Origin of the sequence: Aquimarina algiphila (assembly GCF_007489275.1) — a bacterium.
Taxonomy (GTDB): Bacteria; Bacteroidota; Bacteroidia; order Flavobacteriales; family Flavobacteriaceae; genus Aquimarina; species Aquimarina algiphila.
Window position 1 is genome coordinate 1 of sequence record NZ_VLNR01000021.1, and the last position, 14,725, is coordinate 14,725.

Here is a 14,725-nt window from a genome sequence, read left to right on the forward strand (position 1 = left end):
CCTTTTAAAACCTTGAGTATTTTATCGTAATTTGCTTGAAAGTTGTGCATATGAATTATAGTGTCGTAACTACAATTTACTGCCTTTTAGCAGTTTGCGCAACTTTTTCTAAATGCACAACGGGTTAATTAAGATTAATTATGGGATTAGCAGAAAGAAGAATTGTAAAAGCATATCAAGAAGGTGAATATGTTTCTTTAGTGAATGAAATAAATTCATTGATGGGAAGTGAGATTGAATTTGATATAAATTGGGATAGTTTATCCTCTAACGGTCAATATTCTCATATATGGGAGGAGTCATTCACAAAAGTTTATTTTACACCAATTATAAATGCATTTAATGAAATTACCGCAGATGATATGGGTAAAGAGGCACTTCAGGAAACATTAGTGAAAATAGTAATAAAAGATGATAATGACATTTATAGTGCTAATAGATGTTATGCTTTTGTAGATGGTGTACTTACAGTAGATCACTCAAGCTATTCGAATGTGGGTAATGTTGATGAGCGTACCTCTGCTCTTGTTGAGATTTTAGAATCTCAATTATAATATAGAAATGTTGATATGTTAAAAAACAAAATTAAAAAAGTTCCTGTTTATTATAAACAGGAACTTTTATCATATTTGGCAGAGAAAGAAGAATCTACATTAGTAATTATAGTAACTTCTTCAGGGAAGACTTATAAGGGAATTGTAGTGAAAGTGGAAGGAAAAGATAAAGACGTAATACTTCTGTTACAAATTGTTAGTCCTGAGGATATAATAACCGAAAATATATTACATATTACAATTGATAAGATTGAATCTCTTGAGTTTATAGAAAGCCAGAATGTTCTCAATATTTTGTCTAAAGGTACTGTCTTTGACAAAATTTATGATACCTCAGGAAAATTACAAGTTAAAAAAGCATTACGAAGATTTTCAGACGTTCTTCAGGATACTTATGGTTTGAAAATAGGTGCTCCAAAAATAATACTTCCAACCAATGGATATGAGTTAAATAGAGTTTTGCAACTTACAGAACAACTTCAGCATATAATGGTGAATATATTAGAAGAAGAAGATGCTCTTATAAGCTGGAAAGCCTCATATGACTCAATCACTTTTATAGATGATGATTCTTTAAAAGTTATTCAAAATTATAAAACTATTGAAATCCATTTTCCATTCACAAACATTAATCTCCCAGAAATGCCTGCTAAAGAAGTAACCGCTATGATCTTAAATGTTTTGTAAGGTAGGTTTTGAGTTCTAAGGTTATTTTTTGAAATATTTAAATGGAACTACCAGCATTCCAAAGCATTCTCCTTTTTCTTTGCCAATATTTTTATGATGCATTTTATGAGCTCTTCTAACACCTTTTGCGTACCAATTATTTGCATTTCTCAATAGCTTAAAACGTTGATGAATAAAAATATCATGAACCACAAAATATGCAATACCATATGCCAAAATCCCTAGACCTATCGGTCTTCCTACCCAAAATGTGAGGGAATCATGAAATAAAATACAAGACATACTGACTACTGCATAAAACACAAAGAATAAATCATTGCGTTCCCACCAGCTACCATGATCTTTATGATGATGATCTCTATGCAAAGACCATAAAAAACCATGCATTACATATTTATGAGTAAACCAAGCCATAAACTCCATAATAGAAAATGCGGCTAGAAAAACTAATATTTGAATAAAGATTTTCACAAGCATAAGATTTGTACAAAAATACGGTTAAATTAGATTTAATCTATAGTCAAAATATGATTTGGCTAATAAACCAAATTTTTGGTAATTTGGGACTCGTATGCGAGCATTTTTTATTTCCAGAGAAGGAGTTTTTTTAAGTTTTTTTAACAATTTACGATAATAAATAAATGCAGTATATACCCCAAACTTTGCTTCGACAGGAAGTTTTAAAATTCCTTTAAGACCTTTTTCAAAATCGTCTTCTATCTCTTTTATAATCCTAAGTTTTGAATCTTCATCTAACCTGTTAAGATCAGTATTAGGGAAATAAGTTCTTTCCAAATTTTCGTAGTCGGCTTTAAGGTCCCGTAAAAAGTTAACTTTTTGAAATGCAGATCCTAAATGCATTGCACTTTCTTTGAGTCCGTCATACTTATTCTGGTCTCCATTAACAAAAACCTTCAAACACATCAATCCAACCACATCTGCAGATCCGTAAATATATTCTTTATATTCTAAATCCGTTAGGTATTTGGTCTTATGAAGATCTAGTCTCATGCTTTTCATAAAGGCTTCATAAAGTTCGGGATTAATATTGTATTGATGTACAGTTTTTTGAAAAGCATTAAGAATAGGGTTTAAGCTAATTCTATTTTCAATTGCTTTATACATTTCTTCTTCAAAATCATTAAATAATTTTTCTTTGTCATAATCATGAAATGTGTCTACAATTTCATCTGCAAACCTTACAAAACCATAAATATTGTATATGTCTTGTCGTATAGAATCTGATAACATTTTTGATGCTAGCGAAAATGAAGTACTGTATGAATTGGTGACAATTTTACTACAACTATAGGATACTGTATCAAAAATTGCTTTCATATGGATTGAGTTTAGTTAAGAGTTGTTGAGATGGTTTATGTTGTGATTAGTTCTAGTTCTTTATGTTGTTGATATTCGGCTTCAATTAATCCTGCTACTAGCTTACCAGAAATTAGTGATGGTGGCACCCCAGGGCCAGGAACGGTAAGCTGTCCTGTGAAGAATAAATCTTTTACTTTTTTACTTTTCAATTTGGGTCTAAGGAAAGCAGTTTGTAAAAGTGTATTCGCCATTCCATATGCATTTCCTTTATACGAATTATATTCTTTAATAAAGTCTTTTACACAAAAGGACTCTTTAAAGATAATATTATTTTTAACATTTTGTTCTGTTAAAGCTTCGAAACGGGTAATAATTTTATCAAAATACTGTTCTCTTAATTCATCTGTATCTTCTATACCTGGAGCTAATGGAATAAGAAAAAAACCATTTTCATTACCTTCTGGAGCAGATTTAGCATCTGTTAATGAGGTGAAATTAGCATAAAATAGAGGTTGATCAGGCCATTTAGGAGAATCATATATATCTTTTGCGTGTTTATCAAAATCAGTATCAAAAAATAAGTTATGATGATTTATGTTTTTTAATTTCTTATCAAAGCCTACATAAAATAATAAGGAAGAAGGAGCAAAGGTTTTTTTGTCCCAATATTTTTCAGAATACTGTCGATGTTCTATATTTAATAATGTTTCTCCATGGTGATAATCTGCGCCACATAATACAATATCGGCATCGATCTTTTTATCATTTACTACAATACCATTAGCTTTCCCGTTTTCAACGACAATTTTTTTGACATTAGAATCCGTATGAATTTTAACACCCAGAGATTGCGCTAATTTTCCCATTCCAAGTATTACTTCATACATACCTCCTCTTGGGTGCCATGTTCCTAATCCAAAATCTGCATAATTCATGAAACTATAAAATGCAGGAGTATCGCTTGGTTTGGCTCCCAGAAACAGGACTGGAAATTCGAGTATTTGAATTAGTTTTGGGTTTTTGAAATCTTTACGAACCTCTTTAGAAATTGTGCTGAAAAACTGACCTATCCTTTGGATGGTTTCTTTAGTTACTAATTCTAATGGAGAGACCCCAGGTCTATAAACCAGATTTTTTATGGCTATCTCATAATTGTTTTGAGCAGTAGCGATAAATTTTTTCAATTTAGTAGAACTCCCTTTTTCTTCATTCTCAAAGGCTGTATATATTTTGTCTAACGTGTCTTCTATCGCAATACTTTCTTTGTTTTCAAAAAATACTTTGTATGCTGGGTTTAGTTTATCAAGAGTGTAAAAGTTAGAAGCAGTTGTATTAAAATCATTGAAAAAACTCTCAAATACGTCGGGCATCCAATACCAAGAAGGGCCAATATCAAATGTGAATCCCTCCTTTTTTAATTGTCTTGCTCTCCCTCCAATAGTAGAGTTTTTTTCATAAATAGTAACCTCATATCCTAGTTGCGCGAGGTAACACGAAGCAGAAAGAGAAGAGAAGCCAGAACCAATGATCGTTATTTTTTTTGACATAACTAGAGAAATGGATGTTTACTTTTTAAAGTTCGGAAATTAATGCACTAATTGTATTGAAATAACGATGATTTTGCACATTACTTTTATCAATATGCATAATCTGCTTACCTAGCATCCAAAGTTCATTTGCTTTTTCTGTACAGACAATTTTGTTAAAATCATCTACATAACTAGAAATATTATCTTTTTCAGGTTTTATAGTAAAATAGGATACAAATATAGTTTCTTCATGAAAAGAAAGCATATTAGGTAAACTATCTAAAGGAATACTTGGCCCGAGATATATCGCTTTGTACCCATGTAATAAAATCTCATAATTTACATATAATAACCCCAATTCATGTATTTCATTCTCGGGAAGAAATAATACAAATGCTTTATCTTGTTTTGTTGGTTTAGAATATTGAAGTTTTTCTATGTTTAATAACAATTTTTGTTTAATCAAATTAGTGATAAAATGTTCATGCGAAGGACTAATAGTATTCGTTTGCCATAATAATCCTATCTCTTTGAGAAGCGGTATGAAAACATCTACAAATATTTGCCTGAAATTTCTCTTACTTTCAAGTTGTTCGTAGGTTCCTAAAAATAATTCAAGATCATAATTAAGCATTGCAATCTTAAAGGAATTTATCGCTTGATTTTTAGTACTGTTATCGGATACAATACTTCTAACATATTCATTAATTTGTTGTTCATCCAGTTTAGAGATTCTGGATATTTTGTATCCACTATTAACCAAATAGGTAACATTAAGTAGCTTTTGAAGACTCTTTAGGTTGTAAGTCCTTATATTAGTTTCAGTACGATTAGGAGAAAGTAGGTTATAGCGTTTTTCCCATATTCTTATGGTGTGAGCTTTTACACCACAAAGATTTTCTAAGTCCTTAATACTAAAAATTTGTTTAACGTTGTTCACCTTTTTTCAAAAATAGTTAAACAAACTTAAGCAAAAGAAAACACTTATTTTTCCATTATTTGTTAAAATAATTAAGATAATTGTTAAAAAAAGATTCTATTATGGTAATAACTGCGTTTTCTTGATGGTATCTAATACTAAAGTTTAATAAAACTTAATTTTTTTAAAAATGAAATTAAAATTTTGATTTTGAATTGTTTATAAGAAAAAAATAGAAACATTAGTTTTTAGAAAGCGCAACGCTTTACTAATATGAACTTCGACAGTTTTGGTAGAAATTCCCAAAATAACAGCAATTTCTTTATGTTTTTTTTGTTCTAATCGACTTAACTTAAATACTTCTCTACATTTTTTTGGGAGCTTTTCAATAGCTTTTTCAAGTTTGGACCAATCTGTGTCTAATTGACTTTCTTCTATCTCATTGTATGTATCAAATATTACTTCCCACTTTAACGTATCCAAAGCATCATATTCTTTCTTCTTTTTTCTTAAATGCATCAAGAATTCATTATGACAAGCTCTAAAAAGATAGTTTTTTAAAGAAGTAGTAATGTTTAATGAAGACTTTTTTTCCCAAAGTCTGAGTAGAACATTTTGCACAAGGTCTTCTGATAATGAAGAATCGTGAGATAGTTTATATACATAGTTATAAAGCCACGAATAATATCTATCAAATAATATTCTATAGCTATGCTGATCCCCTTTTGTAAGCCCTTGAATCAGTAACTTTTCTATGTCACGTGTATTAGTATTCATTATGAAAATCGTAGACTAAATTAAAAAAAATAAAATAAAGTAAGGGATTTGTGGTTTTTCTGCATCTTTTAATTAGAAAATGCAAAGAATGGATAATTATTTAACAATAATTGAAAGATATCTTGAAGGTAGTATCTCAGCTTCAGAGAAAAAAACTTTACAAAAATGGCTTGCTGAAGAAGAAAATCATAAGATACTTTTCAGACAAAAAATAAAAGAATGGTATGCTAAACAAAAAGATATCCCGGTAGATTCAAATGATGCTTATATGCGTTTTAAGCAAACTATAGATGAAAAGGCTAAAGAAGAAATTGTATTTAGACCATGGATTAAGATTATAAAATATGCTGCAATTTTAGGAGGAGTAATTTTAGCAGGATACTATTATACTACACTAGACAGGTTTACTCATAAGACAAATATTGATATTGTAGAGTCAAGTACATCATCAATGGATAAGATCAAAATAACGGATGAAGAAGGTACTATAACCTTAATGAGTTTTGATGATAAAACAGATATAACAAACGCAAGTGGAAATTTAATAGGGAAAAAAGATCAACATCAATTTATAGTGCAGCCAAATGAGGCTACAACTGAGACTAAGTATATGGAAATCTCCATTCCGAAAGGAAAGCTTTTTCAACTAACACTGTCTGATGGGACAAAAGTCTGGTTGAATGCGGCTAGTACTCTAAAATTTCCACAACATTTTATTGCATCTGAAAAACATAGAACCGTTTACCTCGAAGGAGAAGCATTTTTTGATGTCACTACGAATAAAAAACAACCTTTTGTTGTAAAAACATCTACTGTGGATGTAGAAGTGTTAGGTACACAATTCAATGTGTCTTCTTATGCAGAGGATACAACAGTAAAGACCACTTTGGTAGAAGGTGCAGTAGTTGTAAATGATCAGAGTGAAAATACAGGTTCATTAAAACTCTCTCCAAGTTATCAGGCTATTTATAGTAAAGAAAAGAATGTTTTAGATAAAAAGAAAGTAAACACCATGTTATATACTTCATGGATGGATAGGAAGATTATTCTACAAAATGAATCTTTTGCAGAAGCATATAAAAGAATCGAACGAGCGTATAATGTTACTATAATTAGTCAGAATAGAAAATTAAATAACACAAATTTTACAGGAGAATTTGACATAGAAAATATTGAAGAAATCCTAAAAACATTTTCAGGAACTTTAAAATTTACTTATGAAATAGATCAAAATAAAATTTTAATACATCCAGAAAACTAATGGCAAGATTCATTAGTAATATTAAAAACAATAAAAACCTCATTGCTTATGTAAACACAAAATGATTACAATTTATCAGTAAAAAAAAGGAAGTGCTGCTACACTTCCCTTACTGATTCGATTATTATATAACTGAGTACTTAACAATCAAACTTTTCAAAAATATGAAAAAAAAGGGTAATCGTGCGCTATTTTCACACATAGCACACCAATCAATTGCATTAAAAATGAAACTCACACTAGTCTTATTTTGTTTTTCTATCTTTCAGATGATGGCTACATCTGGCTTTTCGCAAGGTAAAATAGAACTAGACTTTAAAGAAACTCCAATATCAGAAGTTCTTGAAGCTATTAAAAATCAGACATCTTACAAATTTTTCTATATTAATGATGAAATAAACCTTAAAAAAAAGACGACCATACGAGTTGATCGAGAAACCTTAGATAATGTTTTGCAACTCTTGTTTGACCATACAGATATTTCTTATACCATTATTGGTAAACAAGTTGTATTGAAAAAAACTCCATTACTTGAAAATAAAACGGAGGTTCAACGAGAGATTAAAGGAAATGTAAAAGATTCTAATGGAAGTCCCCTACCAGGAGCAAACGTACTGGTAAAAGGAACGTCAACTGGGGCGCAAACAGATTTTGAAGGTAACTTTGTTATCAATTTACCAGAAGAGAACAATATTTTGGTGATTTCTTATATTGGTTTTGAGACTACAGAAGTAGATGCAGAAGGTAAAGACTTTATATCGGTAACTTTAAAAGATGCATCAGCACAATTAGATGATGTTGTAATAGTTGGTTCTAGAAACCCTAGTCGTACAGCTACAGAGACTGCAGTAGCTATTGATGTTATCGATATTACAGAAATTGCATCACAAGGCCCGCAGACTTCTGTAAACGAAATCTTAAATTATGTTGCTCCTTCTTTTACTTCTCAGACTCAAACTGTTTCTGACGGAACAGATCATATAGATCCTGCATCTCTACGAGGTCTGGGACCAGATCAGGTTTTGGTATTAATCAATGGAAAAAGAAGACATAATACTTCTTTGGTTAATGTAAATGGTACTGTTGGAGCTGGTAGTGTGGGAACAGATATGAATGCAATTCCTACTGCTGCTATTAGACGAATAGAAGTGCTACGTGATGGAGCTGCAGCACAATATGGTTCGGATGCTATAGCAGGTGTGATTAATATCGTATTGAAAAAAGCAACCGGGAAATTAGATCTTACCGTTACTACAGGAGCTAATTTTAGTGAAAATTCTAATCAGTTTGAAGGAGGGAGTGATGGTGAAAAAGTAAAATTAGAAGCTAATTATGGTTTAGCCATAGGAGAAAATGGAGGCTTTATAAATTTTACGGGATCTTTGTCCACAAGAGAACCTTCATTACGTAATCGCGATTATGATGGGAATATTTTTAGAGGATATCATGGAGCAGAACGAGTTTTTGCAGCAGGTGGAGGAAATGTGGCAGAAATGACATTAGCAGATTACCAAACAGCAGCACAAGGGATAACCTATCTTGATCAAGCTACTAGAGACCAAATAGCAGCGTTAGATGTCAACAATACAACAGACGTAGGAACCTTAAGGGGTTTATTGGATGTTAGTTTTGATGAAGATGAAGTCGCTGCAAGAGCTCTTGATAATAATGAATTAACAGCCCGTGGGTTAACTCGTGAAGATTTTAGATTTAAAGTAGGAACGGCCAAATTAAGAGAAGGTAAATTCTTTGCAAATATGTCAATTCCGCTTAGTGAAGATACAGAGTTATATAGCTTTGGGGGAATTAGTTATCGACAAGGATTAGCTTCTGGATTTTATCGAAGACCAGCACAAGGAGATGGTAGAGCAAATACTCCTGCTTTTCCTAATGGTTTTTTACCTAGTATAGGAACCGATATTGTTGATAAATCAATCGCATTAGGAATCAAAGGTAAAATTAAGGATTGGAATATAGATTTTTCAAATACTTATGGTATTAATATTTTTGATATCACCGTTGGTAATTCGAGTAATGGAACCTTGGGAGTGGCAACACCCAGAACTTTTGATGCCGGTGCATTAAGCTTTATGCAAAATACCACGAATTTGGATATTACAAAATTTCATGAGGATATTTTTAGTGGACTTAACGTGGCAATGGGTGCAGAATATAAAGTTGAAAATTATACCATCACAGCGGGAGAAGAAGCTTCTTATACTAGTTATGATGTTAATGGGAACCCCGTAACTAGTATTACTACTGATGCAGAATTAGTTCGTAATAATTTTACTGGAGCTCCACTTGGTGGAGGGTCACAAGTATTTAGAGGGTATGATCCAAATAACGAAACCGATAAATATAGAAATAGTATTGCAGGGTATATAGATCTCGAAGCTGATTTTACAGAGAAATGGTTAGTAAGTTTAGCAGCCAGATATGAAAACTTTTCTGACTTTGGAGATACGTTTAATTATAAATTAGCTACTCGCTATAAAATAACAGAGAATTTTTCTGTTCGGGGAGCAAATAGTACAGGATTTAGGGCGCCATCATTACATCAACAATTCTTTAGTAGAACAAGTACTGTTTTTGTGGATAACCAACCTTTTGAACAAGGTACTTTTACTAATGATAGTAGAGCGGCAGCTCTTATCGGAATTGCAGAATTAAAAGAAGAAACTTCTGATAGTTATAGTGTTGGTGTCACTGCAAAAATTCAAAATTTTACAATTACCGCAGATGCATATTTGATCAATATTGATGATAGAATTGTGTATAGTGGTAGTTTTGGAAATGGAGGAGATCCTGAACTTACAAGAATATTTCAAGATGCAGGAGCGACGAGTGCTCGTTTCTTTGTAAATGCAATTGATACAAAATCACAGGGGATTGATGTTGTAATCTCACATAAGCTCGATATTGGATCAAATGCAACATTGAGGAATGACCTCTCTGGTACTTTTGCAGAAACAGAAGTTGAAGAGATTCGAGTGCCTGAAAGAATAGCCAATGCTGGCGAAAGTGGTAACTTTTTTGATGCTCAGGAAGAGGCTTTTTTAACATTAGCACAACCAAGAACCAAGGTGAGTCTTACCAATGCTTTATCTATAGGTAAGTATAATATACTGTTGAGAAATGTATTCTTTGGAGAAGTTACCGATCCTGATGATTTTAACGGAGATCCACGAGTAGAAGGAACTACAGTAAGCGATGATGCCGTTTATGGAGGAAAAGTAGTTACAGACCTTTCTTTTTCTACCACGATCTTTGAAAATTTGAATATTACAATAGGAGCCAATAATTTATTAGACGTATATCCAGATGAAAACCGAGCTGGAGGGACAGCAGGTGATCAATTTGTGTACTCTAGAAGGACATCACAATTTGGATATACTGGAAGATTTTTATTCGCAAGAGTTAATTTTAGTTTATAGCTAGAATTGATATTGTTAATTTAGTTTTGTTTGCAAAAACAGGCAAGGATCGTCATTTGTCCCTGCCTGTTTTTTTATAACATCATTACAATAGCCAAAAGTGATGCTGCGCTGAATAAAAGACAAAGTTTAGCAACAAAATAGCTGTCAATTTTTAGAACAGTTTTCATAGTTGATGGTTTTAATAGTTAAGAAGATAAATACCGATTTTTTTTAATGAATTATCTGTGAATGGCATGACTGCAAGCTCCTGGGAGACTTGATAAAAATTCTAGTACAGCTTTGAAATTGAATCTGATTTTGGTTTTAAATGGATTCATAATGTATTTTTTTTAATATCTGATATTGAATTAAAATTCTTAAGTTTTAAATAACTTGGTGATGCAAAGGTAATTAGAGGCTTTATTGTTGTAAATACGTGGGGATACGTAATTTTATGTAATGACACGTAGAGTTTTTTTTATGATGAATATGATTGTTTTGATGCTATAATGAGTATAACCAGATTAGTAGCGAATAGAATTAAGTTCAATAAATAAAGGTTTCTGTTTTTTTGAAAATACTAAAGAAAGTGTTCTAATTAAATTTTATTTTTTTAAACCAAATATCCTTAAGGCTTAAGTTGATATTAATGAGGTTGAATTTTTCCTCTATCAGAATACCTTCTACACTACCTCTTTGCCCAGAGGTAAAAGATATATTGAGCATAGAATTACCACTTCTACTTATTGGAAATCCTATTCCTGCACTAAAACTGTAATTATCGATAACTTCGGTATTTACTTTTAGATATCCAGAATCATAATTGATTCCCGCTCTAAATTCTACGTTTTGCCAATATTTAAGACCTCTCTCTCTTGCACGATATTGTGCTCCAAGACTAATAATGGATTGATCCACAAATTTTCCTATTTCATCTCTTTGATCGGTAGTACTCCATAAATTTCTTTTATAGTCAATATTTAAAGTTAAACCATTCATAGGTTTTGCACGTACGCCAAAACCAATTTCTAAAGGTAATTTGAAATTAGAAATATCTAGTCCTTTTTCACTTTCCTCATCAGTGGCAACAAAATCTAAAGTTTTAGTTACAAATCGATCTTGCGAACCATTTAATGATGTTGGTAGATCAGTTGTAAAGCCAATTGTATAGGTGTCATTGATATCATACTGAAACCCGAAACCAAATCTAAATCCGTTATAAAAATTCTCTTCAGTAATATTCAGGAAAGCTTCTCCGATTACAACATTTTCTGTTTCCTTAATAGATCCAAATAAATATGAAGTGGTAAGGCCAATTCTGAAGTTGTCAAAGAGCTGGTAGCCATAGTTCAGTTTTAAATCACTAAGCCCTCCAGATCCTGTTATGTTACTAACAAATTCGTTTTGAGATCCCTCGATATTACTCCTTATGCCAACTAATGAATATCCCACATCTGTAAACGGAATGATAGATATGCCCAGCCCAGAACGATCACTTACACTAAAAGCAAAAGCCAGATTAGAGAAATTAGCAGCTAATCTTAATTCATCTTTACTACTGTTCGAAACTTCATTTAGTTCTCCTAAAAAACCAATATCGAGTAAAAAACTTTGTTTAGGAATTGAAGCGAAAGAAGCTGGATTATAAATATTAATTAGATGATTGCTTTCGAGAGCTATACCACCTCTTCCTAATGCGTTATTTTTTCCAATGTTGGAGTTCGATTGAACACCTAAACCAAAGAGAGAATAAGGAGACCCTGTAAGGTTATTGGTTTGAGCAAACATACAATGTGTTGACCAGAAAATTAAGAGGATGCTTAAATGTTTATTCATCTTTACCATATATCGCATAGGTGATAATTAATTGAGCTTCAAAATCGGTACTGTTTTCTCCTTCTAGTACAATTCGGTTTACCGTATCATTAAAATTTTGAGGAAAAATAGCAATGCCATTATCAATTTCTGGAGCTTCTGATATTTCACTTTCTAAATAAACACCAATAGGAATTTCATACACGATTTCATTAAATTCTTTATCACTTTCATCGATTGTAGCAAACACATTGTTTGTTCCATTGGCTAATTGATTTCCTATGTTGTTATTTTGGTCAATGTTGTTGACAAAAAGAGAATCACGTATCGGAAGAATATTGCTATAAACCTGTAGAGGTGATTTTATTCGTAGTGTTGCATCCACTATTGTACCGGTACCTGGAATTTCTTGAATTTTTTTTATCGTAGGAAATTGAATTTTTGTGATAATTCCAACTCCAGCTTGGATATAGCTTCGGTTATTAGATTCTGTAGATGAGAGGTTTATTTCTTGATCGGTAAGTGTAGTAAAAAAGGTTCCATCTGTGTTGCTTTGAATATTATTAAAATAGGTAGGGAATGATTCGCTTACATTTATACCCAAGTCAAAAGTTTGTTCATCATCTTCGAACTCAGAGTCTTCGAGTGTATAGAAAAATCTAAGATAGGTTACAGTATTATCTGTTGAAAAGCCAATTATTGAGGAGTTGTCTAATTCGCCAGGTAGTAATGCAAAACCTTTTAGCTCATTACGCAACTCCTCTTTATCATTTATATCCCCTTCTTGTATTTTGTCAAATAACGTCTGGCCAATATCTATCGGAATCGAAATATGAAGAGAATCCTCACGTATCGGTTCGGGTTTATAATTTTTTGTTGCAATTGGAGCCTCTTCATGCGGTATTGTGCTTGTATTATAAAATACATCATCTTCGGGTCTTACTTCATCTTTTAATAAGTGTACATTAATAGATGATGTTTTTAAGGTGTCATTGTAAAAATAGTTGTCATAATTAAGGATTAATGCAATACTATCTAATTTGGCGTCATTGGGAATAGAATAACTTTCGGGTGTGAGTTCCATATAGCTTTTTGCTATAGTGATGCCAAATATCTCATCGATATACCGACCTACCAAAATTCGACTTGGTGATGATGTAGTTATACTATCTATTTTGTATGTAGATAATTCTACTGTAAATGTATCTATAGATATTACTCTAACATTTGAGCTAGTAAAATCTTGACCTACTTCTAATGTAGGTATATCTTCTTCTTCAGAACAGGCTATTGTTAAAATGCCACAACACAATAAAAATGGTAAAAATTTCATTTAGACTATTAATTTCTCTAACAAATGAAATAGAGAAGCTTCTAATCTGAAACTATATTATACCTATTCATAATATGTATAGACAGATATGTGTTTTTTAGAGACGAAACATATATCTATAGATTGGTAGATAAAAAATACAATTCTGTCTATAGAGTTCTAATCTCGGTATATTTTTTTTTCTTCCGTAAGACTGCCTAAATACTTTTATCAAAAATTAATAATGCAACGTTGTTTAAAATACATTGTTTTGGTATTTGGAGTAGGGAATGTCTTGTGGGCGCAAAATCCTGATATGGAGGTTGCGGGATTTGAATATACTGTTATTCCCGGTTTAGGAGAGGTTGGTATAGAAAAATATACTGCGAATCTAAATTTTGGAAAGAAATTCAATAAAAGTGTTTTGGGCTTTGGGGCATCATATGACTCCTACAATTTTATGTTTAATAATGCTGCCATAGATTTTGATACCCAATCGTATGAAACTATACATACCATAAAGACACGGTTGTTTTATAGGTATTCTATAAATAATTCATGGTTTGCTACTGTACTGTTTTCTCCGTCATTATCATCCAATTTAGAGGGGAGTTTGAGCAGTGAAGACTTAATAATGAGTTCTGCGGCTACGGTCTCAAAAAGTTGGGATAATGAAACCAAGTCATCCGTATTGACTTTTGGAATCAGCTTCGGTACTGCATTTGGTAAACCTCAATTTATTCCTGTGATCTCATATCAGAAAATGATAAATACACAGTGGAGTTATAACTTGGGTATACCTCAAACAAAGCTTAATTACAGTTTTGATTTACGGCATAAAGTTTCTATATCCGCAAGTTTTAAAGGGCTCTTTGGAAATATATCTTCCACAATGAACTTTAAAGATTTAGGGAATTTAACAGATACTAAATTGCAATACAATGCGCTGGATACTAGTGTAGAATATAACTATAGAATACAACCTAATTGGACTACTGTAATCAGAATAGGGTATTCTCCATGGAATCAATTAAAAATCCTGGATAAAGAAAATAAAGAAATATATGATTTTGAGATAGATAACACTGTGTTTATATCTATGGGGTTAAAATTTAATTTAAACAAATAAAAA

Annotated in this window: 12 protein-coding genes; 5 read left to right on the forward strand and 7 right to left on the reverse strand. The window is 31.8% G+C overall.

Annotated features, from left to right (window positions below):
* The first annotated feature begins 140 nt into the window (after positions 1-140).
* Both FOF46_RS11470 and FOF46_RS11475 read left to right on the forward strand, forming a co-directional pair.
* On the forward strand, positions 141-554 hold the full coding sequence (locus FOF46_RS11470) for a hypothetical protein (RefSeq protein ID WP_109438081.1): 414 nt from the start codon (positions 141-143) through the stop codon (positions 552-554).
* Positions 555-569: 15 nt separating this feature from the next.
* Complete coding sequence (locus FOF46_RS11475; RefSeq protein WP_143916553.1) at positions 570-1,241, forward strand: hypothetical protein; 672 nt, start codon at positions 570-572, stop codon at positions 1,239-1,241.
* A gap of 21 nt (positions 1,242-1,262) precedes the next feature.
* On the opposite strand, the gene FOF46_RS11480 is transcribed toward FOF46_RS11475, so the two are convergent.
* The 5 genes from FOF46_RS11480 to FOF46_RS11500 form a co-directional block, all read right to left on the reverse strand.
* A complete protein-coding gene (locus FOF46_RS11480) occupies positions 1,263-1,718 on the reverse strand; it encodes a sterol desaturase family protein (RefSeq protein ID WP_370444677.1) in 456 nt (151 codons plus the stop codon).
* A 21-nt stretch (positions 1,719-1,739) separates the two neighbouring features.
* Positions 1,740-2,579, reverse strand: coding sequence for a phytoene/squalene synthase family protein (locus tag FOF46_RS11485; protein ID WP_109438083.1), 840 nt, complete (start codon positions 2,577-2,579; stop codon positions 1,740-1,742).
* Positions 2,580-2,614: 35 nt separating this feature from the next.
* Positions 2,615-4,108 (reverse strand): phytoene desaturase family protein, encoded by a 1,494-nt coding sequence (locus tag FOF46_RS11490; protein WP_143916554.1) that lies wholly within the window; start codon positions 4,106-4,108, stop codon positions 2,615-2,617.
* Positions 4,109-4,133: 25 nt separating this feature from the next.
* A complete protein-coding gene (locus FOF46_RS11495) occupies positions 4,134-5,030 on the reverse strand; it encodes a MerR family transcriptional regulator (protein ID WP_109438085.1) in 897 nt (298 codons plus the stop codon).
* Between the two features lie 198 nt (positions 5,031-5,228).
* Positions 5,229-5,786, reverse strand: a complete 558-nt coding sequence (locus FOF46_RS11500; protein WP_109438086.1) for an RNA polymerase sigma factor — start codon at positions 5,784-5,786, stop codon at positions 5,229-5,231.
* 88 nt (positions 5,787-5,874) lie between these two features.
* On the opposite strand from FOF46_RS11500, the gene FOF46_RS11505 reads away from it, so the two are divergent.
* Both FOF46_RS11505 and FOF46_RS11510 read left to right on the forward strand, forming a co-directional pair.
* Positions 5,875-7,047, forward strand: a complete 1,173-nt coding sequence (locus FOF46_RS11505) for a FecR family protein (protein WP_167571806.1) — start codon at positions 5,875-5,877, stop codon at positions 7,045-7,047.
* A 164-nt stretch (positions 7,048-7,211) separates the two neighbouring features.
* Positions 7,212-10,484, forward strand: coding sequence for a TonB-dependent receptor (locus FOF46_RS11510; protein ID WP_244299607.1), 3,273 nt, complete (start codon positions 7,212-7,214; stop codon positions 10,482-10,484).
* 576 nt (positions 10,485-11,060) lie between these two features.
* On the opposite strand, the gene bamG is transcribed toward FOF46_RS11510, so the two are convergent.
* Both bamG and FOF46_RS11520 read right to left on the reverse strand, forming a co-directional pair.
* Positions 11,061-12,302, reverse strand: a complete 1,242-nt coding sequence (gene bamG, locus FOF46_RS11515) for a BamG family beta-barrel-assembly machinery protein (protein ID WP_143916556.1) — start codon at positions 12,300-12,302, stop codon at positions 11,061-11,063.
* A complete protein-coding gene (locus FOF46_RS11520; protein ID WP_143916557.1) occupies positions 12,295-13,614 on the reverse strand; it encodes a DUF4270 family protein in 1,320 nt (439 codons plus the stop codon). The genes bamG and FOF46_RS11520 overlap by 8 nt, the downstream gene beginning before the upstream one ends.
* A 223-nt stretch (positions 13,615-13,837) precedes the next feature.
* Here FOF46_RS11520 and FOF46_RS11525 point away from each other — a divergent pair, with 223 nt between their 5' ends.
* On the forward strand, positions 13,838-14,722 hold the full coding sequence (locus FOF46_RS11525; protein WP_143916558.1) for a DUF6268 family outer membrane beta-barrel protein: 885 nt from the start codon (positions 13,838-13,840) through the stop codon (positions 14,720-14,722).
* The last annotated feature ends 3 nt before the right edge of the window (positions 14,723-14,725 follow it).